This window comes from Enterobacter sp. 118C5 (genome assembly GCF_034107645.1).
Classification (GTDB): Bacteria; Pseudomonadota; Gammaproteobacteria; order Enterobacterales; family Enterobacteriaceae; genus Enterobacter; species Enterobacter nematophilus.
This window is the reverse complement of the sequence record NZ_JAWNEU010000019.1, coordinates 42,172-64,832: the sequence shown is the minus strand read 5'-3', so window position 1 is coordinate 64,832 and position 22,661 is coordinate 42,172. Positions and strand designations below refer to the sequence as shown.

At 53.0% G+C, this 22,661-nt stretch carries 21 protein-coding genes; 7 read left to right on the top strand and 14 right to left on the bottom strand.

The window, feature by feature from the left end:
* Window positions 1–20: 20 nt before the first annotated feature.
* From brxC to UTO39_RS20955, 5 genes are all read right to left on the bottom strand, one after another.
* Complete coding sequence (gene brxC / locus UTO39_RS20975) at window positions 21–3,662, bottom strand: BREX system P-loop protein BrxC (RefSeq protein ID WP_320727998.1); 3,642 nt, start codon at window positions 3,660–3,662, stop codon at window positions 21–23.
* A gap of 11 nt (window positions 3,663–3,673) precedes the next feature.
* Window positions 3,674–4,276, bottom strand: coding sequence for a DUF1788 domain-containing protein (locus UTO39_RS20970; protein ID WP_320727997.1), 603 nt, complete (start codon window positions 4,274–4,276; stop codon window positions 3,674–3,676).
* Window positions 4,273–4,875 carry a DUF1819 family protein gene (locus tag UTO39_RS20965; protein ID WP_320728006.1) on the bottom strand — a complete coding sequence of 201 codons (603 nt, stop codon included), beginning with the start codon at window positions 4,873–4,875 and terminating at the stop codon, window positions 4,273–4,275. The genes UTO39_RS20970 and UTO39_RS20965 overlap by 4 nt, the downstream gene beginning before the upstream one ends.
* Before the next feature lie 297 nt (window positions 4,876–5,172).
* Window positions 5,173–5,763: a class I SAM-dependent methyltransferase gene (locus tag UTO39_RS20960; protein ID WP_320727996.1), complete on the bottom strand. Its 591-nt coding sequence runs from the start codon at window positions 5,761–5,763 to the stop codon at window positions 5,173–5,175.
* The gene (locus UTO39_RS20955) at window positions 5,763–6,776 is read right to left on the bottom strand and encodes an HNH endonuclease domain-containing protein (RefSeq protein ID WP_320727995.1); all 1,014 of its coding nucleotides are present in this window, start codon (window positions 6,774–6,776) and stop codon (window positions 5,763–5,765) included. Before UTO39_RS20955 ends, UTO39_RS20960 begins: the two co-directional genes overlap by 1 nt.
* Before the next feature lie 448 nt (window positions 6,777–7,224).
* Between UTO39_RS20955 and UTO39_RS20950 the strand changes: the two genes are divergently transcribed.
* Window positions 7,225–7,692 carry a SymE family type I addiction module toxin gene (locus UTO39_RS20950; protein WP_320728005.1) on the top strand — a complete coding sequence of 156 codons (468 nt, stop codon included), beginning with the start codon at window positions 7,225–7,227 and terminating at the stop codon, window positions 7,690–7,692.
* Window positions 7,693–7,750: 58 nt separating this feature from the next.
* Here the strand turns inward: UTO39_RS20950 and UTO39_RS20945 are convergent, their stop codons facing one another.
* A complete protein-coding gene (locus UTO39_RS20945; RefSeq protein ID WP_320727994.1) occupies window positions 7,751–8,122 on the bottom strand; it encodes a hypothetical protein in 372 nt (123 codons plus the stop codon).
* Window positions 8,123–8,695: 573 nt separating this feature from the next.
* The gene (gene trpS, locus UTO39_RS20940) at window positions 8,696–9,700 is read right to left on the bottom strand and encodes a tryptophan--tRNA ligase (protein WP_320727993.1); all 1,005 of its coding nucleotides are present in this window, start codon (window positions 9,698–9,700) and stop codon (window positions 8,696–8,698) included.
* Between the two features lie 199 nt (window positions 9,701–9,899).
* On the opposite strand from trpS, the gene fosA reads away from it, so the two are divergent.
* Window positions 9,900–10,325 carry a FosA/FosA2 family fosfomycin resistance glutathione transferase gene (gene fosA / locus UTO39_RS20935; protein ID WP_320727992.1) on the top strand — a complete coding sequence of 142 codons (426 nt, stop codon included), beginning with the start codon at window positions 9,900–9,902 and terminating at the stop codon, window positions 10,323–10,325.
* On the opposite strand, the gene UTO39_RS20930 is transcribed toward fosA, so the two are convergent.
* Window positions 10,311–11,318 carry a LacI family DNA-binding transcriptional regulator gene (locus UTO39_RS20930; RefSeq protein ID WP_045292240.1) on the bottom strand — a complete coding sequence of 336 codons (1,008 nt, stop codon included), beginning with the start codon at window positions 11,316–11,318 and terminating at the stop codon, window positions 10,311–10,313. The genes fosA and UTO39_RS20930 overlap by 15 nt on opposite strands.
* 185 nt (window positions 11,319–11,503) lie before the next feature.
* Between UTO39_RS20930 and UTO39_RS20925 the strand changes: the two genes are divergently transcribed.
* Window positions 11,504–12,592, top strand: coding sequence for a cellulase family glycosylhydrolase (locus UTO39_RS20925; RefSeq protein WP_320727991.1), 1,089 nt, complete (start codon window positions 11,504–11,506; stop codon window positions 12,590–12,592).
* 50 nt (window positions 12,593–12,642) lie between these two features.
* Window positions 12,643–14,040: an MFS transporter gene (locus tag UTO39_RS20920; RefSeq protein WP_320727990.1), complete on the top strand. Its 1,398-nt coding sequence runs from the start codon at window positions 12,643–12,645 to the stop codon at window positions 14,038–14,040.
* Window positions 14,041–14,055: 15 nt separating this feature from the next.
* Here UTO39_RS20920 and UTO39_RS20915 read toward each other — a convergent pair whose 3' ends face one another.
* Window positions 14,056–14,622 (bottom strand): hypothetical protein, encoded by a 567-nt coding sequence (locus tag UTO39_RS20915; protein ID WP_320727989.1) that lies wholly within the window; start codon window positions 14,620–14,622, stop codon window positions 14,056–14,058.
* 406 nt (window positions 14,623–15,028) lie between these two features.
* Complete coding sequence (locus tag UTO39_RS20910) at window positions 15,029–15,553, bottom strand: hypothetical protein (RefSeq protein WP_320727988.1); 525 nt, start codon at window positions 15,551–15,553, stop codon at window positions 15,029–15,031.
* Between the two features lie 248 nt (window positions 15,554–15,801).
* On the opposite strand from UTO39_RS20910, the gene UTO39_RS20905 reads away from it, so the two are divergent.
* Window positions 15,802–16,518, top strand: a complete 717-nt coding sequence (locus tag UTO39_RS20905; protein ID WP_320727987.1) for a winged helix-turn-helix domain-containing protein — start codon at window positions 15,802–15,804, stop codon at window positions 16,516–16,518.
* A gap of 4 nt (window positions 16,519–16,522) precedes the next feature.
* The gene (locus tag UTO39_RS20900) at window positions 16,523–17,029 is read left to right on the top strand and encodes a hypothetical protein (RefSeq protein ID WP_320727986.1); all 507 of its coding nucleotides are present in this window, start codon (window positions 16,523–16,525) and stop codon (window positions 17,027–17,029) included.
* 8 nt (window positions 17,030–17,037) lie between these two features.
* On the opposite strand, the gene UTO39_RS20895 is transcribed toward UTO39_RS20900, so the two are convergent.
* On the bottom strand, window positions 17,038–18,531 hold the full coding sequence (locus UTO39_RS20895) for an EAL domain-containing protein (protein WP_320728004.1): 1,494 nt from the start codon (window positions 18,529–18,531) through the stop codon (window positions 17,038–17,040).
* A 295-nt stretch (window positions 18,532–18,826) separates the two neighbouring features.
* Between UTO39_RS20895 and UTO39_RS20890 the strand changes: the two genes are divergently transcribed.
* Window positions 18,827–19,474 carry a hypothetical protein gene (locus UTO39_RS20890; RefSeq protein WP_320727985.1) on the top strand — a complete coding sequence of 216 codons (648 nt, stop codon included), beginning with the start codon at window positions 18,827–18,829 and terminating at the stop codon, window positions 19,472–19,474.
* A gap of 58 nt (window positions 19,475–19,532) precedes the next feature.
* Here the strand turns inward: UTO39_RS20890 and ivy are convergent, their stop codons facing one another.
* Genes ivy through UTO39_RS20875 form a run of 3 tightly spaced genes read right to left on the bottom strand, consistent with a single transcriptional unit; the run spans window position 19,533 to window position 22,658 of the window.
* Window positions 19,533–19,979 (bottom strand): Ivy family C-type lysozyme inhibitor, encoded by a 447-nt coding sequence (ivy, locus tag UTO39_RS20885; protein ID WP_320727984.1) that lies wholly within the window; start codon window positions 19,977–19,979, stop codon window positions 19,533–19,535.
* A gap of 25 nt (window positions 19,980–20,004) precedes the next feature.
* The gene (locus tag UTO39_RS20880) at window positions 20,005–20,142 is read right to left on the bottom strand and encodes a hypothetical protein (RefSeq protein WP_320727983.1); all 138 of its coding nucleotides are present in this window, start codon (window positions 20,140–20,142) and stop codon (window positions 20,005–20,007) included.
* Complete coding sequence (locus tag UTO39_RS20875) at window positions 20,133–22,658, bottom strand: fimbria/pilus outer membrane usher protein (RefSeq protein ID WP_320727982.1); 2,526 nt, start codon at window positions 22,656–22,658, stop codon at window positions 20,133–20,135. The genes UTO39_RS20880 and UTO39_RS20875 overlap by 10 nt, the downstream gene beginning before the upstream one ends.
* Window positions 22,659–22,661 lie beyond the last annotated feature (3 nt).

Genomic DNA, 22,661 nt, shown 5'->3' with positions numbered 1-22,661 from the left:
GCGCTGCCCTGAAATGGGGGTTACTGAAGACGAATCCGGTCACCTGCCTCAATGGCTGCCAGCAGCGCAGTACGGAGTGTATCCAGCGCTTTTTCCACCTGTTCGGCGGTTTCCAGCACTTCACCACCGGTGGCTTTGCGCATCTCGCTGGCGACATTCAGCAGATGCGTTTTTTTCGGTACCGGTTGGATAACGGGTTTCTCTACTACAACATAAGTCTGTTCTGACTCGGCAGCGCGTTTAGCTTCATTCGCTGCTCGTAGCTGGGCTTCCTGCTTTTTACGCAGCTCGTCAATCCACTGGTTAATTTTCTTCTCTGCATCCGTTTGCAGCGCCATTGTCTCTTGCTGTTCCGCCAGAATTTCCGGAATTGACTGGCTGACCTCGGCACGTTTTCTGGCTTTTTGCATCGGCAGCAGAACGCTGTTTTGCAGCTCCGACGTGGAGTGCGCTTCCTGCAAGCGTTGACGGCTTTCCTCAATGCGGGCGTCAATGCGTTCCAGAGCGTGCTGGCGGTGCTGTTCCACTAACTGCTGGTTGACGCTCTGCACCTGTTCAATCAGCGGCGTGATGCGATTGAGATGCTTGTAAGGCTTCGGCATCTGCCAAATGCTTTCCAGTTCACCCAGCGCTTTTACCGCCGAGGCATCTTTTTCCAGCGCGCTGCGGTTGGATTTAAAACTACCATTCAGCGCAGCACCTAGTTTTTGCCATGTGGAGAACTGCTTGCGGTAGAAATCGACCAAATCTTCACGATCTTCACTGAAATCCAGCAGCTCATTGGCCTTGCTGGTGACTTTCTCAATCAGGGCAAAATCTTCTTTTTCGCTGAGAATGGAATTCAGCAGGCGCAGGCCTGACTCAATCTCTTCTTTTCCTGGATTGTTGCCACCTTCAGCCTTCGCTCTGAAGACATTCAGCTCCTGCTTCCAGTCATTGAAGACCTGGCGGATATGTTCAACCAGGGCCGGTTCTTCACGTTCGCTAAACGGCTGTTGGGCAATTTCCGCCATAGTTTGTGCGGCTTTGCGAATTTGTGATTCGTCGTGACGACGAATTTTGTGCAGACGTAACTCACTGTGACGACGGCTGTTATTAAACAGCTCCCACACCTGCTTACGCTCAATATTGTTATTCTGCTGGCTGAAGCTGAATTTGCCTTTGCGTGCCAGGCGAGCAACCAGCAGCTTCACTTCTTCTTCTGGCCATCCATAAGGACGACGGGCAAAGTGGTTCAGAATATCGCGTAAATAGACGGGCTTATTGTATTCGATGTTCATGCTGACCCAGGTTTCCACCTCGCGCATTGCGTCGGGGTTGGATTCCTCCAGTTCGCCCAGATCCAGCTCCGCATCATTCTCCACCGTTAGTAGCGCATGGATTTCACGTGCGATATCGCCATTGAACTGACGCAGCATTTTTAGTTTGGCAAACGTATTTTCAATCACATAGCGGCAGGCTTCATCCACAATGCTGGATGGCGTCGACGATTTCTTCGGTAAGCGCTCGCCGATCGCCCAGATGTCCGCTTCGGCAATAAGCGAATCCAATTTTACACGGAGTAGTTTCTCGCGAACGCTGTTCTCACGGGCTTTTTCTGAAAGCAGACTGGCTTGTTCCGGTCGCTGACCTGCGTTGTCCCTGAGGAATTTTTCCGTTTGGACGACCAAATCAATATCGGTCCAGGTCCGGGCATCGGCAGGTAAACGAATTAAAATGCAGCCGTCTCCCTCAGAGGTGTATGGGCGGCACGCCGCGTCGTTGTCATAGAAATCATAGGTCGGATCTTTTGGCGTGAGGATCTTTACCACCAGATCGTTAAGCATTGCGCCGTCCAACGGATGCCCGTTCAGGAAGCGGCTGATGTCGAAGTCCTGCTTATTCGCTGGATAGCGATACTTTCTGTTTTTCAGAATGTCATCAAAGATGATCGAGGCCAGTTTCTTGTTGATCGCGGAGAAGTCGACTTCAACGTTACGGATCTCGTTCTCGATCTCTTTTTCTTCATTGGTCAGGAATACGTATTTATCTTCAACGCGTGCGATCAGCATTAAACGTTCGAGCGTATTCAAGCTTTTTTCAACACGACGGCTCAGCTCGACTTTATCAGCATCAATTTTGTCGATTGAAAGGGTAACCAGGTTTTCAGGCGTGCTTTTCAGCAAATCGACATAGCGGATCAGGAACAGCGTTTTCAGCAAGTTACCATCGAATTCATCAAGGATGCCATTCTGGCAGGCCTGGGTAATGGTGCGGCTGACGGCCGGCTCCAGGAAGCTTTCAATTGCCGCATAGAAGCGCCAGAAGGGAACCAGAGAATCCAGTCCTTGCGGAGCGATTTGCTGTGCTGCTGTCTGGAAGGCTTCCAGCTGAGAACGCTCACCCATCGCTAGCTGTTTACCGGCGGCACCTTTAGTACGGATAGATTCAAAGACCTTTTGCAGGATCTGGTAGTGCCATGGGACAAACGGGTAATTATCAACAAACTCCTCTTCGCTGGAGTAAGAGCGTAAGGAAGCGGCTGTCGTAGGGTCAAATGCAAGCTGGTTACGGAGAATGTCGCCTTTTTCCTGCCAGACTTTAGCCAGTGCCGGTTTTGCTGCATCGGTTTTAACCAGCAAACGTTTTTGGATAACTTCGGATGTATTGGAGCTTGAAAGCTGCAGGCGGGTAGAGAAGCGGCCCTGGATTTTAGAGAAATCTTGTCCGTCACGGCTGCTCATTCCGCCAATGGCGGCATCAATATCGGCTTGCGAGGTTACAATTACCCACGCGCGTGCACCGCAGACGACACCAAGATTCTCGGTAATCGTCTGCAGCTTAAGCATCATTTTGCCATCTTTACCAATAAACTGACCGACTTCATCCACCATAAAGAGGATATTTTTGCCGTTCTCATCAAGCCATTCTTTGACCCATTGGCAAAAATTATTGATATCTAATGGGAAGTTTTTATCCAGCTGTTCTACCCACTGACGCGAGGCGTCAATGCTTTGGCCGGTGGCCTGGCTTAGGGCTTCTGCCATTTCATCGCTGATGAAATAGTAGGAATCGCGCTCTTTTTCCCAGCTTGAGCCAGTGATAGTGGAGAAGGCAGTTTTAAACGCGTCGTATTGTCCGCGTTTAGCCAGCTCACGCTCCAGATGAGCGATGTGCGGAAAATCAGCGCAGTAGCCAACCCGTTCGTTAAACACCTTCAGGAAGACTTTAAGGATGGCGTCTTCTTTGTCATCGACGTTAGCACGAGAATCAATATTGAACAGAATCACTTCCGTCGGATGATGGACCGCTTTGTTGATATCAGCGAGGAACAGAGCATCTTTGATTTTGTCTTCAAAGAAGGAGTATGCATTACGTTCTGTACCGTTATGGCTGACTTTGCGGTTAGACAATAGATACGACAGAATCTTGATAAAGTGTGATTTACCTGAGCCAAAGAACCCTGAAACCCATACGCCAATTTTGTTTTCCATACGTATGCGCTCCGGACCGGTTGCCGGAACATAAGATTCGAAGAAATGGCGAAGATGTCCTTCCAGTTCCCGGGTGATGACGTATTCATCAAGCTCAATCCAGGCACTGGCATCGTCCGTCTGTTCGGCTTTCACAACGCCATTAATATTTCGGTCCAGACGTTTCTCAAAGATCTGTTCAATATTCATTGCTGTGCTCTTTAACGAGGATTCAATGTCGCCGCTGGCCCACTTTCAGGCACCAGTCTAAAGGCGCGATAATAATTTCGGGAATCAATGCCCGCCAACGGAGAGAGGTCGTGTCCGGTATAGGTTCCCGGATAAAACATCAACAGGGGAGTAAACCCCATCACATCCTGCAAGGCGCTCATCAGCTCATGCCCACGAACGAGCGGCCAGGCATTACCCATGCCTGTCAGGATGACAAATTCCTGGTTATGCAGATCGAATTTTTTGGCTATGTAATCTGCGATCTTCTTTTGGTTCAATAAACCGACGAGTTGTTTTTTCAGAGCCTCGGTACCTACTTTCACTTCCTGCTGACAGACGCGCTCAAATAACCCACGTTCAGAAAGCATGTCGATAATAATCTGAAAGATATTTATGTGTGCGAACTTGTGGTCTTTTTCCAGATTCCGGAACAGATATTTAAGGTGTTCACGCACCTGTAGCTCATTCTCAGCAGGATAATCAAATATCCAAAAACCAATCTCATTACCGGAGCCGTTGTTTTTGAGAAAGCGTTCTTCTCTAATGCGGCTTTGAACCTGTGACAGGCGGTATTCAAGCACGGGATCGATCACCGTTGCCCCTCCAAAATAGGACCCAATTCCTGCTGCCCAAGACGCTGCAAGGTTGCCAATGTTTCTGGTAAAAGAAAGACCGACTGTAAATTACGCCGACGAGGTGTATCCAGATAACTCGCTTCAGCCAGCGCTTTAACCAGGTTATTCCCCATTTTTTTAATGGATGAATCTGAGTAACTGGTGAGTATTGGCTGCTGACGAAGATGGCTGGCGACGAACTCATCCCAGCTATCCATAGGAAGCTTTTCTTTAAACTGTCTGCGCAGGTCGTTCACCACTTCTGCCATGAAGTCTTTGACAATGGGTGAATGGAGAACCATGGCGACAAACAGTAATTGCTGACGCTCGCGCTCGCTCCCTTCAGCAATAAGTGACCACGCTGCTTTATCAAGCGTGTTCAGGCGTAGTCTTATCGTTGTGGCATAGCGTTTCGCTGTATTGGCCGAGGAGGCTTGCAGAATGTTATGACCGACGATCTGCTCTTGCCAGGTCTGTTCATCGGGTGCGGTAAGCATAAGTTCAGCGATGATTCGACTTTCCCTGCTCATCAGCGGCCCGCCTAACAGGTCTCCAATCCATGCCTTGTCGTTCTTCACCGTCATTTCTACCCTCTGAAAACTGCTATGCTGCTCGCAAAAAAACAAATGATGATTGTAATGGGGGAAGGGGCGGGATGCCATGAGAAAAGGCAAATTGTGAGAGGGCAAGGTCCGAATGATAGAGTGCTTATCACTTCCTGGTTCCCCGATGGGTAAGAATAGGCTCTTTTGTTTGAGTGCGCCCGGCCAGAACCGGTTAGACTAAGAGACCGTGCTTGATTGAGCGATCGCCTTTAATCTATGGGCCAGCTACAGATAATTAATGACAGGATCCAATAGTCTGCTAGCTTAAACTTACAAATTAATGGGTTCTTTTCTTAATGTCCCATTCAGCCAAACCTCATTCCTTCCTGGACGATTATCCTTTGTAATCCATAGCATATTGATCACGACGCTCGGAACCGCCTTCACCAACGCCTGCAACCCCTCTTCATCCTGGTCCGTAAACCGTCTTTCACCCTGCACCCGCTCACCGTTGCCATACTTAAACGACACGTACCAGACGCCGCCAGGCTTAAGCGCATCCGCAAGCTTCTGCATCACTTCAGGCAACTCAGAAGAGGGGACATGCAGCAAAGAGGCACAGCACCAGATCCCATCGTACTGCGCTTTACCGTCGATCTCTGAAAACGTCATCAGCTGCACGGGTAGCCCGGTATGTTGCCTTGCCAGCTCCACCATCGCGGAAGAGGCATCAAAAGCATCCACCACATAACCCATCTCATGAAAGGCTTTTGCGTCCCGGCCTGAACCGCAGCCCGCATCCACAACCCGGGCTCCGTGCGTCAGATGTTGAGTAAAGGCCTCGTATAGCGGGGTCATATCGACATTGACCGTGCCATCGAAGAAATCCTGTGCGTGGTTCTGGTAGTAGTGAAGTGTCATTAAAACGTTGCCTCGCCTTCCGCGTTGGGTTTCCAGGTATGGATAAGTTTTTCCAGCGCGGCCTGCCAGTTGCGCTGAAGAAAGCTTTTCCGTGCTTCAGGACGTTGCCCTGTCTGTAGAACAATCGTCTCATGTAACGGCAGTTTGCTCTGAATAAAATACTCATTGCGGGTGTGTAACCGCTGCAGGAGCCTGAGCTCGGGAATGCGTGCAGACTTGCCTTCAACGCCACGGTTACAGCACCGACAGGCCAGCACTAAGTTCCATACGCCGTTAATGTTGCTCACTTCATGGCGGGCAGCCCAGGGAATAAAGTGGTCGACGTCCGCCAGCTCTGCATCTCCCGGTACCAGGCTGATGGGTTTGAAGCAGTAAAAACACCGTCCTTTCTGGTAACCATTCAGGCTGTCGCGACAGCTGGTGATGTCTACGCGCCGCGCGTTCACCTTCGTGAACAACAGCTGATTATCTTCGTCGAACTCTACGCCCACAAGGTTACGCGATATCCCCATCGACCAGGCCTGTTCCACCAGGTTCCAGCGGGCATTGGTTTCAAAGGCGAGGTTTTTATACTGCAGGCGTTCGCCCAGTGAATAGAAGTTATCCGTCAGGCGGATCCCGTTGTGGGTTTTGCGCTCATCAAGGAAAAAACGTTTATCGATCTCACCCTGGTTCACGTAGTGAAAGGCATCAATCACGTTGTTAAAGCCCAGGCGCACCGTCGCTTCAATGAGCTGGGCGTGGGTGATTTCACCTCGGTTGAACTTCAGACAGGTTTCCAGAAATTGGCTGCTGCGGGAGGTGATCTGTTTTGGCGCATGCTTCAGATGCTCGCAAAGATAGTGGCTGAACGGTACGGCAAGCTGGTCGAGCGTAATCAAATCGCTGCCCGCCTTATCCACTTCATACAACGCTGACGCCAGCGCAAATTTGTAAGATGCGACGTTCCTTCCAAAGAGGATCACACCACGCCAGTAGTTCTCAAGCGTCGGATCGGCCTGATAAAATTCCATCGATGAAGTCCTGTTACGGTTGGCTGGGCAGGGCGTTACTAAAGCCTGTAACAGGATCACATAATAAAATCAGGGTGATGTAAATCGTTAATCTATCGGTTTGATGAATTTTTGAGAGATATGTGAGAAAGGGGTGGAGGCAACCGATGCGGCATTAGCGCCAGGTTTGCGAACGAACAGATATCTGGAGGAGGTGAGTTGAAGTGATTTCCAGCCGAAGCGTTGTCATTTCTCGAATTAAAACTCTATTTCCTGAATCCCCCTCGCAAATTCCAAATTTACCCCACCCAAAACCGCTGTATTTATATTCAGCCCTGTATAATGAGCACCAGAAATTACGCCGAATGGCAAAGGAAGTATCAAAGAATATTTAACGAGGATTTCGCGATATGAAGGTGCTGCAACACCCTCATACCGCTAACCACAAACAACTAATCAGGAGTTGAAAATGGCTGCGACGAATTTTAAGCCAGAGTTTACCGTTTGCAAAACAGAATCAGACGCTTTCACCGGCATGATTGAAAACCGCGAGCTGGTACGCAAAAACAGCGCCCGCCGACTTCACGGCAACCCGCCCAACGCGGCGCCCGTCCATCCCCGCGCGGAAACGCCACAGGACAGTGCCGCCTGCTGCGAACTGTATGCGCGTATAGACATGAAATATCTTCTTCTGGGCGGCGAATGGTTAAGCCGGGCTGGCTTTATCAACGGTATGCCCGTGAAAATCCGCGCCATGAAAGACTGCATTGTGATTACGCCGCAGCATACAAGAGAATTATGGGGATGCCTGGAAGGTATGAGCGTGGTAAATATAAATAAAAAGAAAGTCGCGCAGTGGTTGAAGACGTTTCCGGGAGCGCTAAATGATACGGGTGATATGCCGGTGATTAAGCGTGGCAGTGGGAAGGCTGTTTAAACTTCAAGCCAGTCTGCACGGGCATGTGAGGACATGCCCGCACTACGCTAAAAATAACTCAAACATCATGTCTTTGTTCTCTGACAGCCTTAACCAGTACAGCATGGAGTTCGCCAACGGTTAAATCGCGTATCACAGGTTCAGGTATGCCACGTATCCTGCGAATCAAACGGCAGATACCGAAGTAATCTATGCCTTCGGTACTAAAGAGGAATTCATTTGCAGCGAGAGAAAAAGTTTTCTCATAACCATCTTCTTCAGTGACGAGCGTAACGCCAAACGCTTCCTCGCAGTCTTCTATCAGGGCATCGCCATCCATACCGCAGATATCAAGATCGGCTTCGATAAGGGTATTCTCATCAATGCGCTTGCGATGATGTCCAGATGACTGACGTACAACCTCAATGACCTGCGAAAGAGTGGGGTACATTATGTTGAATTCCTAGGATGAAGAAATGACGTAGATATTTATTAACAGACCGGGTTAACGCCTGGGACTTATAATTGATGGTCCAAAGAAAACCAAAACAACCCACGCAAACATCCCAATGATTTTTAGCGGCCAGGGTTCGAATACATCGAGGCATACAATTGCGCCTATAACTAATAGTGGTCCTCCCAATAATTCCAGTATTCCTTCTAAGATAGATAACTTATGAGGCAATACACGATTCAGTAAAACGGCCATGAAATGTGCGCATCCTAAAGTAATGATTATAGCTATAGTGCATTCTTTCCAGTTATCAGTGACGCCCACGCATATGAGGCATAACACAATCACAAAAACACAAAGTAACGTATTCAGCATGGAAATAATAAACTTATTCATGACAGTTGTCGCGACGTTTAAAATAAAAAGAGTCTATGAATATAGCGCTCTTAACAGAATGACAAACAACTATGGCTAATAATGCATTTAAGAATTTATTGCGCCTTGCTTATTTTCGTAATGATCGATTTGCGGCTTTGTGCCAATCCCACGCACTCCACCGCTAAATCTACTTTAACTAAACACCGGCACCCCCAGCCCCACCTTCACCTCCCTCAACGTCGCCTGCGTCACCCCCTGCGCCCGTTCGGTCCCGCGCTTCAGCATCGCCATCAGCTCCCCCTTGTCCTGCATATACATTGCCCTCCGTTCCCGCATCGGCGCAATCAGCTCCTGCAAACACCCCTCCAGCTCGTTCTTACACGCCCGGTCCCCAAGCCCGCCCGCCTGATAGTGCGCCTTCATCGCCGCCACTTTCTGCTTGTCCGGATGAAACGCATCGAGGTACGTAAACACCACGTTCCCCTCAATCTGCCCCGGGTCGCTCACCTTCAGGTGGTTCGGGTCGGTGTACATGGCACTCACCGCACGGTAAATGGTCTCTTCGCTGGCCGAAAGGTGCAGCGTGTTGCCCAGCGATTTCGACATCTTGGCGCTGCCGTCGATGCCGGGCAGGCGGCTGGTGTCGCTCAGCATCGCCTTGCAGTGGCGCAGCACCGGGGCGGGCAGCAGGCTGTTCATCTTGTGCACAATCTCGTTGGTCTGCTCAATCATCGGCAGCTGGTCGTCGCCGACGGGTACGCACTCGGCCTTAAACGCGGTGATGTCCGCCGCCTGGCTGATGGGGTAGGCCATAAACCCGACCGGCAGCGAGCGGGCAAAGCCTTTCTGGGCAATCTCGTTTTTCACCGTCGGGTTACGCTCCACGCGGGCGACGGTGACGATGTTCATATACAGCATCGTCAGTTCGGCGAGGGCGGGCAGGGCGGATTGCAGGCAGATCGTGGTCAGGTTCGGGTCGATGCCGGCAGCGAGGTAGTCGGCCAGCACCTCGGGGATGTTGTCGCGGATTTTTTGCGGGTTGCTGCCGTTGTCGGTCAGCCCCTGCAGGTCGGCAATCAGCACAAACTGGCTGTGCGTCTGCTGAAGCGCCACGCGCTGGCGTAGCGATCCGACGAAATGGCCGAGGTGCAGCGGGCCGGTTGGGCGGTCGCCGGTGAGGATGGTGGGTGCGTTCATAAAGACTCCTTAACGTTGTAATGCCGAAAGGGGTCTTAGATGTGTGAAAGCCGCCTTTCGGCGGCTATCTGAAAATGGGAAAAACTACTCCGTGCCGCCTTTAAGAAGGCAGCCACCAGCGGTTTACGGTGAGCACGGCGTGGTTTATGTTCATCTCTTTACCGTACCACGTCCGGCGCGAAAAACAAAAGGGCACGTCATGCTGCAATCTCTCAACCACCTGACCCTTGCGGTCAGCGACCTGCAAAAAAGCGTCACCTTCTGGCACGAGCTGCTGGGGCTAGCGCTGCACGCCCGCTGGAATACCGGGGCCTATCTTACCTGCGGCGATCTGTGGGTCTGCCTGTCGTACGACGAGGCGCGCCAGGTCGTGCCGCCGCAGGAGAGCGACTACACCCACTACGCGTTTACCGTGGCGGAGGCGGATTTTGAACCGTTATCGCAAAGGCTGGAGCAGGCGGGCGTCACCGTCTGGAAGCAGAACAAAAGCGAGGGGGCGTCGTTCTATTTTCTCGACCCGGACGGGCACAAGCTGGAGCTACACGTGGGCAGCCTCGCCGCGCGGCTGGCGGCGTGTCGCGAGAAGCCCTATGCGGGCATGGTGTTTACCTCAGACGAGGCTTGAGGCGCGCACCTTCAGCCTGCCCGCCAGCGTTACGTGCGTGGCGGCATCTTCCTGATTGCACAGGTACTCCACCGCCAGCCTTCCCAGCTCGCTGTAGGGCAGCTGGATACTGGTCAGCGGCGGGGTGAGCTGCTCGGAAATCTTCTGGTCGTCGTAGCCCGCCAGCAGCATGTCCTGCGGGATGCGCACGCCGTTCACCGCCAGCGCCTGATAGCAGCCAATCGCCAGCCAGTCGCTGGCGCAGAAGATAGCGTCCGGGCGCTCGGCCAGTTCCAGCAGAGAGGTGGTGGCGGTAAAGGACTCGCTGAACTGCCAGTTGGTCTGGCGCACGAGACTGTCGTCGCACGCCAGTCCGGCTTGCTGTAATGCCGCCTGGTAGCCCGCCAGACGCTGGCGCGAGGCCTCCATCCAGCTCTCCCCGGTGATGTGGGCGATGCGCGTGGCCCCGCAGGCGATGAGGTGTTTAGTCACCTGGAAAGCGTTGGCGTAGTCGTCCGGGATAAACGACGGCAGCAGCGGCGAGCCGGGGTCGCGCTGGTTGAGCAGCACCAGCGGGATGCGGGTGCAATCCTGGAACGCCGTCATGTCCACCAGCGTAGTGACCGGAGAGGCGAGAATAATCCCGATGCAGTTGCGCTTCTCCAGCTGGCGGATGATGTTCAGCGCCAGCTCGATGTCGTCGCCGTAGTCGTAGACGGTGAGCAGGGTCTCGTTGCGCCACGCCGCTTCCCGCGCCTGGCTGATGGCGTCGATAAACGGGTCGAAGCTCTGCATGGAGCTCACCAGCAGGGCGATCTCTTCCTGGTTGCGCGGGGCGTGAACGGCGGGGAGGCGGTCGTAGCCGAGCTCGGTGGCCACGTTAATCACACGCTGGCGGGTGTCGTCGCTGAGCTTGATGTTGCGGGACTGGTTAAGCACCAGCGATACCGTCGCCTGCGACACGCCCGCCGCCCGCGCAATATCGTTCATCGTTACCTTCGTTTTTCGCTTCATCCGTCCTCTCCCTTTCGCGACTTCGCATCATACCCTAACCGCACGCTTTAGCGCCGTCGATCACGTTTCTCATTCATCGAAGCGCGAACTTTGTGAGAGCCGTCGCTTTTCGGAACGCCGTGATTTGCGCATTTATCCCGCAACTAATATTTATTAGCTAAATATTATCAGTAAGAGGACGCGTAATGAAAGAGCAGTGGAGCAGGGAGCAGGCACAGGCGTGGTATGAGCAAAAAGGCTGGCTGTGCGGGTTTAACTATCTGCCGTCGACGGCGGTGAACTGGACGGATATCTGGCAGGAGGAAACGTTCGATGCAGAAACCATCGAGCGCGAGCTGGGCTGGGCGGCGGACGCGGGCTACAACACCCTGCGCATCAACCTGCCGTTTATCGTCTGGGAGCACGACCGCGACGGGCTGATGGCGCGTATCGACCGCTTTTTGACGATTGCCGACCGCCACGGGTTCAGCACCATGCTGACCCTGATGGACGACTGCGGCTTCTCCGGCGACGAGCCGTACCTTGGTCCGCAAAAGCCGCCCGTGCCGGGCAAGCACAACAGCCAGGCGGCGGCGAGCCCCGGTCGCGATAAGGTGTGCGATCCGGACTGCTGGCCGCAGATTGAGCGCTACATCCGCGACGTTGTCCGCCAGTTCCGCGACGATAAGCGCGTGCTGCTGTGGGATCTGTACAACGAGCCGGGCAACCGCGGCATTTTCGCGACGGGCACGCAGGAGGTGCAGTACGACCCGAAGCTGGAGACCTGCGCCCACGCGCTGATGAAGCTCGCGTTCCAGTGGGTTCGTGAAGAAGATCCGACCCAGCCGCTCACCGTCTGCGCGTGGCGCGTCCCGCCGGAAGAGGAGGGCGAGATGTTCTTCCAGCACCCGCTGGACCAGACCGCGCTGGCGCTCTCGGACGTGGTGAGCTTCCACGCTTACACCCACACCGGGCGGATGACGGCGATGATCCAGCAGCTGCAAAAGCTCGGCCGGCCGCTGTTCTGCACCGAATGGCTGGCGCGCCACGTGGGCAGCACCATCGAAGAGCAGCTTCCGCTGATGTACGCGGCGAAGGTCGCGCCGTACCAGTGGGGGCTGGTGCGCGGCAAAACCCAGACGTGGCTGCCGTGGCCGGTGGTGATGAAGGAGTCCACGGACTACTGCCGCCTCTGGTTTCACGACGTGTTTGAGGAGAACGGCATTCCGTTCTCGCGCCGTGAAATCGCATTAATGCAGCAGCTGCGCAAGATCGCCCCGCAGGTGCAGGGCTAATAATATCGACCCGGCGGTCCACCGCCGGGCAACCAGGCAGGCATATAACAATGGCAACGACAATGAAAATACCGTCTCGCGAGTTGTGGTCTTATTTTGGCTATGGTTTAGGTCAGTGTTTTAGCTTTGGTTTAGTGGGTTCGTTTATTAACTATTTTTACACCGACGTGCTGGGGATCTCGGCGCTGGCGGCGAGCACCATCTTCCTGATTGCCCGCGCGTGGGACGCGGTTCACGATCCGCTGTTTGCCAGCATTATGGACACCATTAACAGCCGGTTCGGCAAGTTTCGCCACTTTTTGCTGATCGCCCCGCTGCTGATCACCGGCGTCACGCTGCTGTCGTTTTATAAAATTGAAGCGGACATGACCACCAAAATCCTCTACGCCGGGGTGACCTACATCCTGTGGGGGACGCTGTACGCCATCTCCGATATCCCGTTCTGGTCGATGTCGTCGGTGATGACCAACGACTCCGGCCAGCGCACCCGCGCGGTGACGGCGGCGATGCTCGGGGTGAACGCGGGGATCGCCTGCGCCAACATCTTCTTCCCGAAGCTGGCGGCGTTCTTCGCCCAGTACAGCAACGATAAAGGCTACTTTATGGCGGCGCTGGTGATGATGCTGGTGGGCCTGCCGCTGATGCTCAACGGCTTTATGCAGATCAAAGAGCGCGTGCCGCCGAGCCCGGAGAAGGTGACCATCCGCGACACCTTCCACAACCTGCGCCAGAATAAGCCGCTGTTTATCGTCCTGCTGTCGTTCTTCTTCTGCGTGTTCCACAACGTGGCGGGAGGGCTGTATATCTACTTCTTTATCAACAACCTGGGCGACGGCAGCCTGCAGATGGCGATTGGCGTGATGGGAATAGTGGCGGCGGTGCTGTGCCTGGTCGCCCCGATGCTGACGCGCCGGATGCAAAAGAGAAAGCTGTTTATGATCCTCTGCGGGCTGGACGTGGCGGTGCGCGTGGCGATGTGGTTCGTCGGGTATCAGCAGGTGACGATGCTGTTTATTTTGCTCGGCCTGAGCACGCTGTTCGTGATGATGACCAACATCCTCACCTCGTCGATGATTGCCGACACCATCGAGTACGCGGAGTACCACACCCACAAGCGCTGCGCGGCGATCACCTTCTCCGGGCAGACCTTTACCGGCAAGATGTCGGTGGCGGTGGGCGGCGGGCTCATCGGCGTGTTTCTGACGATGATTGGCTACGTGCCGCAGGCGCAAATTCAGAGCGACGGCGTGCTGTCGGGGCTGTTCTTCGGGATTTGCCTGCTGCCGGCGATAGGGTCGCTGATCAGAATGGGCTTTATGTCGCGCTTTACCTTTACCGAGGAGAAGCATGCGGAGGTTTGTCGGTTGCTGGCGGAGCGGAACGCGTCTGCGAAAGCACCTGGCGGCGGCGTGTCGCGAGAAGCCCTACGTGGGGATGCTCTTTCCTGAGCAGGGCTTCGCGTATTACAACGATGTTTTAAACTGCCTTAAAATCAAAGCGATGGCGTACAACCCCATCGCGATGATAAACAGGCGAATCCCCCCTGAGCTCAGCCCCAGGGTCAGAACCAAAACAGGGTGACTGCTGCTGGCGGTAAAGATAAACACCTGCAGCGTGTCCCGGATCGCAGGGAAGCCGGCGTCGACGATCAAAAGCAGGCTGGATGCTTTAAGCAGGCGGATGAGGGAATCATCCAGAATATAGCCGTCGCGCAGCTTATAAAAGAGCAGGGCTATCAGCACGAGGGCAAGGTAATAGGGGATAAAGCCACACAGATCGACGGCCATCGTCAGAATATAAATGCCCCAGCCGCCCACCGACGCGTGTGCGATCGCCGGATAAAACCGGGCGTAGTTCTCGTAAATGTCCTGGAACGCTTCGCCGCTGAACCAGGATTCCAGCATGTACCAGGCCTCCGCGACAGAGCAGACGATCAGTAATATGCTAACCGCCACGCACAGGATGCGAATGCGGGTTAATGCCGCACTGTGTTGTTTTGTCTGGTAAACCGCACCGGTCTCGATTGCCATCGATAGCCCCTTATTTTTTAAGAGAGAAGATAAACAGAGCCAGCCCGCCGATAAGCGAGAGAAACACACCCAATCCCATGGCGTACATCACGCTAAGAATAAATGAAGCGCTATATGGCATTGATCTTCTCCCTTACTTTTTAACTTCGCCAGGGTTCTCCTGTGCGGCTGAAAATGGCTGTTTATGCTGGAATAAAAAAGGAGGTAGTAGTCCTGTCTACCACTACCTCAAAGATTGAAAACGAATATTACGTCAATGATATATATGTCTTAACGCTCCTTGTCAGAGCAGGAACGATATTGCGGCTTATTATATAAACAATGCTTAAACATAAAATCGGCAAAGGGTTAATTAAGAAACTTCATATGTGTCTGTATACAGTGGTGAGGTATCGGGAAATCATTTTTATCTCTGAGACGCTTTCGAAGAGAATCCAAATACGTGCGAAACGGTCTGTTCGTCCTTTTTTTTAAAACCCACAACCCGCTCTGCAACGGCTAATTGCTGGAGCAGACGGTTAAGGTGGTGAGTTTGCGCACGAAATGACAATTGGGATGGTGAAATTTTATTTGCATAATGTGCAATGTTTCGAGTAGCGTTAGCATACATTTCGCTAATGAGCTTATTTATTAGCGCGTTAATAAATATCTTTTGGCTAATGGCAAGTTCGGGGTAAAAGATGATTTTTCCGTATAATAATCCCGTGAGAATTCGGTAAATCCTGTCGGTGCACAGAACAAGGGCATTGTCCGCGAGCAAAAGTTCGGGCAAAAAAGAGAGCGCGAGGCACTGGCTATCGTCAGGAAGCAGAAAAACGGTTGAACAAGATTCCGGGAGGCTGTTTTTCTGAGATGATATTAAATGATTAATGCTGCGGTACAGCATCTCATTGTGAAAATAGTCGGGAGAAAAAACGTCAATCTTAAACATAATCCACCACATTATAATTGATTGCCTTCTGGTTTAGAGTGGCATGTTAATTTTACTAAGGTCACATGCCCCTCAGGTTAATAAAGTAATCAGAAATGGCTGGTTGTTGTAATATATGTTTACTGATATCGCTAATATGCTTTTTTTGAGCCGTTTTTTATGAGGATTGAGGTTTTTATGCTAAAATCTCACTTTACTTTCGGTGTGCTCATATCCTGTTGGGGCTATTCAGCTAAGTAAGAGGTTAAATGGAATACGTTATCAACGATATGGTTGTATTCGATATCCAGCGCGGCCGGTTGAGTTTGGCCGATGGGGATGGAGAGGTGTTTCTCGCCCAGGCGATGACGCGTCTTCTTAAGCTCTTTATTGAAAAGAATGGCCAGACCATCGAACGAGAAGAGCTTTTCGAGAAAGTCTGGGATGACTTCGGAATGCGATCCTCCAATGCCAACCTCAACCAGCATATAAGCCTGTTGCGTAAAGAGTTTGCGCTGATGGGCCTGCCGGATAATATCATCGTTACCGTGCCGAAAGTCGGCTTCAAATTTATTGCCGATATCGCCGTGCGGGGAAAAGAGGTTACCGCAGAACGCAAATCCTGGCTAGGCTGGTTGGCTGCGGGCGCTCTGGCGCTATCGGTCTGTTTTGCTGTCTTTACCGCCGTGGCGGTGAGCCGGGATACTTTGCCGCCGGTGAAAAAAGAATATCCGCTGGGCACCGTTAACGGCTGTAAGGTTTTCTCTTTTAACCGTGTCGAACAAAACTTAATTCCTGAACATCTTGATATGGTTCGCTTCTTATTACAAAAGCTGAATCTCTCCTGCAGCGCGGATAAAGAGATCCGCCTGAGTCTCGATCAGCATTTCGCTTCGAAACATGCCCAACGGGTATTTTTCTCTCTTTGTCAGAAAGAGGGTTCGGTAGAATGTATTAATCTCTACACCCATAACGGGGAAGGATAACGCGATGAAAAGGATCCACGCATGGGGAATTCTTGGCGGGTCTGCATTACTGGCCGCCGCCAGTGTTAGCACGCTGCTCTGGCATTCGCACCATAATGGCTACAGCATGGTGTGTGGTACCCGTCTGGATATTACCTACGATTCCCTGAGAAGGGACTCGGATAAGCTCACCGGCGAAATGTCTTTGCAGCTCAAAAGAGATTACACCGGCACGTTAAACGTGGCGGGTGACGTTTACCTAGATGAGAAACATCTCTTTCATATGTTCCGCAGCGTGAAGTTTAACTATGAGCTTGCCGACAGGAAAAAGGGACTGGTCAATCTTAAGTTCACCGGGGTTGAATTCTATCCCCCCGACTCAGAGAAAAATCAATATATCTCCTGGCCGATAAATAAAAAGGACACTGGCAAAGAGATGGAGCTGATCGTCAATATGCTTGAGCCGGGTCTGATGCTGGTCTCGAATTTTTACTCGCCGGTCATGAACTGCGGAGAAATTCTGGATAACTAACCCCGCCGCTAGGGTAGATAAATCTGCTGGTGATGTCCCTGTCTCTCCAGCATCATGTGCGCAATCATGTCCTTCAGCGACAGCGGTTTTGAGAACAAATAGCCCTGCATACTGCTGATCCCTTTGCCGGCAAGGTAGTCGGACTGATATTCGTGTTCTACCCCTTCCGCAATAATATTCATCCTAAGCTTTCTGGCGATATCAATCACACAGTCCAGCAGGACATTATCCTCGTCGTGTTTACCTATCTGGCTAATAAACTGTTTGTCGATTTTGATGTGGTCGGGATGAATGGAGCCCAGGTAGGCCAGGTTGGAATTACCGGTGCCGAAATCGTCCAGCGCAATCGCCACGCCCATTTTGCGTAAGGTTGCCAGCACCTCTTCCAGACGGCTGGTGTTGCCGATGTCATCGCGCTCCGTAATTTCCGCAATGATATTAATGCGGTCTTTGCCCACCGTATCGAACAGTTTTTTACAGTCTTCAATGAAGGTCAGGGATTCAAAATGCTGCTTGCTGAGGTTGAAGCTCACATGAATTTTATTCGGCAGCCTGGCCTGCAGATACTGTAAATCGCTGGCGACTTTCTCCATTAGCAGCGACGTCATCGGGACAATCAGCCCGCTCTGTTCGGCCAGCGGAATAAAGGCGTCGGGCGGGATGACCCCGTGTACCGGGTGGATCCAGCGGGCCAGCACCTCAAATCCGACAATATTGCGCTCATCCACGTTCACCAGCGGCTGATAGTAGGGAACGATCTGCCCGCGCTGAATGGCGTTTTCCAGCATATGAAACGGCGATTGCTGTTTCGACATCCACAGGTGATACAGCCATCCGGCCAGCGCCGACAAAATAACGTTGAGAATAAACAGGTACTTGCCCCGCTGCCAGACCATCGAAAAGGTCGGCGTACCGTAGCTGTAGGCCACGACGTAGGGAAAATTGCCGGAGCGGTAAATTTTGTATCCTTCCTGCTCGCCCGGCGGGGCAGGAACGACTTTGCCGGATTTGGTCATCAGCATTTTGCCCGACTGAAAATAGGCGTCGTTCAGCGCGCCGATCTGCTGCAGAGCGTCACGCAAAAAGTTGCCGTGAATAGTCACCACGACATCCCCTTCCGGGAACTGCTTACGCAACGAAAAGGCGGGAATGCCCGGCGTGACCACGGTGCCGGGATGCAGCGCCAGCTCGCCTCCTTCAAAAAGGTCAACTTCCAGCTGCAGGGTTTTACTGATCAGTAAAGAGGAGCACCAGATCGTGCTCCCCTCTGCCAGATTGATGGAACGAATATAGGGGAAGAAGGCGTTGAGGTGCGCCAGCTGCCAGCCGGTTTCGGCGGTGCATTTTTTGTCTAAAAACGACTGGCTGCGGATAGCCGTCTGCTCGGCCTGGATGAGCATGGCATCAATATGGCGAGTGATTTGTTTTGCATTGTTCTGGGCATCCGCCTGGTAGGAGCGGTAGGTTTGATACCAGATTGAGATGCTCCCTGTGATTAACATAAACACGGTGATAATACCCGCAGTTAATAAGACATAATATTTTCTTTTCAGTGGCATGGTTTTTCTCGTGGCTATTTTTGCCAGCAATCGTGTCGCCATATCGGAATAATCATATGAGGGCGTGAAATTATAATTCAGGACACTATCAGGCTGGATAACATTATGGCGATCATTATACGTGTTGTGGGCTTGTAGGGTTAGTGATGGAATTTAAAATCAGAATCCTCATAGCTTACAGTTAGCCTGTATTTATATAGACTGAATTTCCTGCAAAGCGTTAAGACAATATGTCATTATGATAAAGAAACGTTTATTTTCAGCAATGCTGCTGCCCGTTATTTTATCGGGCTGCGATGACGCGCCGGCTACAAGCGCCCTGCGCAAAATACAGAAAATAGTGGATCACAAAACCACGCCGTTTATCACGGTAGACTCCGTCTGGCGCGGTGACGTGAGCCACTGTTTTTACGAGAAGCGCCACGGCGAATGCCTGATCAATACCATCCAGAACTCCGGCTCGCCGAAAGCGGTGGAGGCGGCGATGTATGTGTCTGCCAAAGAAGATTACGGCTATGTGTCTGGCTACACGCGCATTCACAATATTGCCATTGCGACCGTCACCTACCCGTTTAGGGAGAAAAATACCCAGGAGGATATCCTGGTGCCGTCAGAAGGTGCGCCGGTGGATACGCAGGACGCGCTTCAGGATATTGAGGGGAATGGCCAGTGGCGGCGATTTTTACAAAAACAGCCTCATGCCTTTCCGGTCGGACCGGGTTTTTTAGTCGATAAATCCGTGAACTATCATGGACAGCAGCTATTTTACGCCTATCCGGTAAAAGTGTGCCAAGACTGTGAAACGATTGGGATTTTAACCATGAGTTATAATTTCGACCGTTCAGGTGATTTTACGGGAAATGAGGTGGTCGGTGTCGTTAATTAAAGATTTTATCACCGGGTGCCAGAGCCGATAAAAAGGCGTCGCTACTGCGACGCTTTTTTTATTTGAAATTAAATTTGCCCGGATGATTATCCGCGCTACCCGTCAGGGCAGCAAACAGCACTGTTTTACCGTCGATAGACAGCTCATCGCTGATATTCATCCACTGTAAGGTCTGCTTATTTTCGCTTTCGTTGCTGGTGGCCAGCACGCCCGCCATTTTATGCGTTTTGGGTGAGTAGAGAACGGCAATTTTCTCTGCGCCGCAGTCGTGCGGTTTACAGGCGGTTTGCAGCTGGTACGTCACGCCATCGATAGTAACGTTTTGTCCCTGTGAATCCACGCCGCCTTTTACTACCCACTGCGGCAGGGTAGTTTTGCCCACCATCTCTTTAAACGCGGCGGCGGTAGTTTTGCCCGTCGCCAGCGCGCTGACGGTCGGCATGTCCGCAGCATGTCCGGAGAATGCGCTTAAAGAGAACAGCGATGCGATAAGTACTTTATTCATAGTTACTTCCATATTGGTCACGTTATTAACGGGGTAAAAACTCATTGTAGGTCAGGGTGAACGTCGCGGTGCCGTTGGCCTGGTCTGCGGTCACCGCGGTGGCCGTCTGGTAGTAGCGTGCAGAAAGCGGCACGTTAACGTTGCTGCTCAGCGCTAACGGCACGCCACGTTGTCGAGATACCGCAGCGATGCTTCGTTTTTTTTCTGCGGTGGCAGCACAAAGTCTGCGCGACAGGTACGGCCGTTGCCGTTACCCCATTTCGCCACCAGAGCGCCTTTATCCGGCACGCCGCTCAGGTAAACCTGACCGCCGTCGCCCACAATCCCGGTTCCGGAACCCTCCTCGCCGTCGAGCGTTACCAGCGCGCCAAACGGCAGCGGTTTGCCGCCAAACAGCAGCGTCATCAGCACGCGCGAACCGACGCGGGTTTTAAAGTCAGCGACCACCACCGCACCCTGGGTTGGCACCACGTTTTGGGTTTTCAGATCCACATCCACGTTCTCCGCCAGAGTCTGCGTATCCAGCGCTACACGGTTACGTTTGTAGGCACTCACGTACGGTACAACGGCGTAGCCGCGCCAGTCGGTTTTCACCCCAGAGTGGTTTTCAACCAGCGTACCGGATGCGCCCGGCGCTCTGACCAGCGCGACCGTATCGCCCAGCGGCTGAGACAGCGTAACGCCATACGGATGGACGATAATCCCGCCCGCCAGACCGTAGTTCACCTGGCGCGTATCCTGGGAGTAGTTATATCCGCCCGTCACTTCACCGTAGGTGCCTTTGTAGTCCGCCGTGGCGTAACCGCTGTTTCCTTCACCCTTGTTGGTATAACCTTGACTGATGCTGTAGTTCAGGTTGTTATTGGCCAGCGCCGTCCCGGTCAGGCCGGCCTGCTGCACCGTTTTATGCTGTTTGTCGGTGGTCACGCTGTAGTAGGCGTTGGCGTTCGGCAGCCATTTACCCAGCGGGATCGACAGCGAGAAGGCTAGCTGCTGGTTGTCCGGCCCTTTGTCTGCCGGGCGGGTCCAGGTGTAGTTAAGACCCCAGGTCATGTTCCACAGATTGACGCTGTAGCCCACCGCCAGGTTACGTTCGCTGCCGTTTTGTCCCCAGTAGCGCTGGTCATAACCAGACAGATAAAAACTGCCGTAATCCCCGAGCGTCTGGGTGATGTTGAGCTGGGTACGGCTGCGTTTGTGCCCGTACCAGAAGGTGCCCGGTTCCCCGTTTGACACCATTTCGTTCGCTTCCTGGAAGTCATAAAAGCCGTTGGTCGAGTAGCGATAGCCCGCCAGCGTAAAGTTGGTGCCGGTCTCCGCGATATCTTTTGAATACTGGATACGGTACGACTGGCCCTGCTCTTTGCTGTCATCGCGCATTTTGGTTCTGGACTGGGTCACGTCCGCTGAAACGGAGCCCAGCTCGCCAAAGCCATGGCCGATACCGAGAGCCGCCGACTGATAATCCCCCGCGCCAATCACGCCGCCGTACAGCGTGGTATTCGCCGGCAGGCCGTAAATCAGGCTGAGCTGACCGAATTCCATTTCCCGGGAGCCTGACACGTTGCTGCGGTATTTACCGCCCACGACGCCGTATTTCAGCTGGCCTTCACGCTGCATGATCGGCAGGGAGGAGTAGGGCTGAACAAAGCGCTGCTCGCGACCGTCGGCTTCACGAATGGTCACATCGAGGTTGCCCTGAGAGCCGGTCGGGTAGAGATCGTTAATGGCGAATGCCCCCGGCGGGACATACGACTGATAAATGATGTAGCCGTTCTGGCGCACGGTGATCTGCGCGTTCGACTGGGCGATCCCGCGAACGATCGGCGCAAAGCCGCGCTGGCTGTCCGGCAGCTGGTTATCGTCGGAGGCGAGCTGCACCCCGCGAAACTGCACGCTGTCAAACACTTCGCCCGGCGTGTTGCTGTCACCCATCGTTAGCTGGGCGCGCAGGCTCTGGATGTCGCGCTGCAAATAGCTGTTGACCGAATCCCACTTCGAGCCGGTGTTGCTGGTGCTGCTCCAGGTGGAGTAGTTACGCAAACGCCACGGGCCAAAGTTGGCGCCGCTGCGCAGGTTTAAAAAGTTACTTTCATAGGTTCCGCTCTGACGCTTGTAGTCGGTCTGCGATCCGCTATAGGTGTAGTTCAGCAAAAATGCCGGCACGCCGTGATCCCACTGCGAAGGATCGACATATCCGCGCACCTGATTCCCCATCGCCGCCTGCGGCACGGAGATATCCAGACGCTGCTGGCTAAAGTTCAGTGAGGTATCGGCCTGGGGAATGTATTTCCCCGGCTCGGTAATCACCGCGTCATCTTTAAGGCTGACCAGTTCAGGAAAGAGCGCAACCTGCACACCCCACTGCTTCAGCTGGGCGAGCGTCAGCTCTGGGCGCAGCTTGCCCTCTTCGGACACGAAATTCACGTCGCGGGTTTCAACCTGCTCCCCGTTCACATAGATATTGACGTGATATACCCCCGGCGCCTGCCCGCCGGTTTCGGCAAAGCTTGCCAGATCGGCCGTTTGTCCGCCGTTACGCAGATCGATGGCGTTTGGGTTGAAGTAGTCCCGTGCCAGTACAGGATGGGCGACAATCAGGCCCGGAATAAGGCAGGCCAGCAGCGACAATGTAAAGGGCGGCATTTTGCACAGGTGAACGTCCGCAAAAGGTTTCATAAC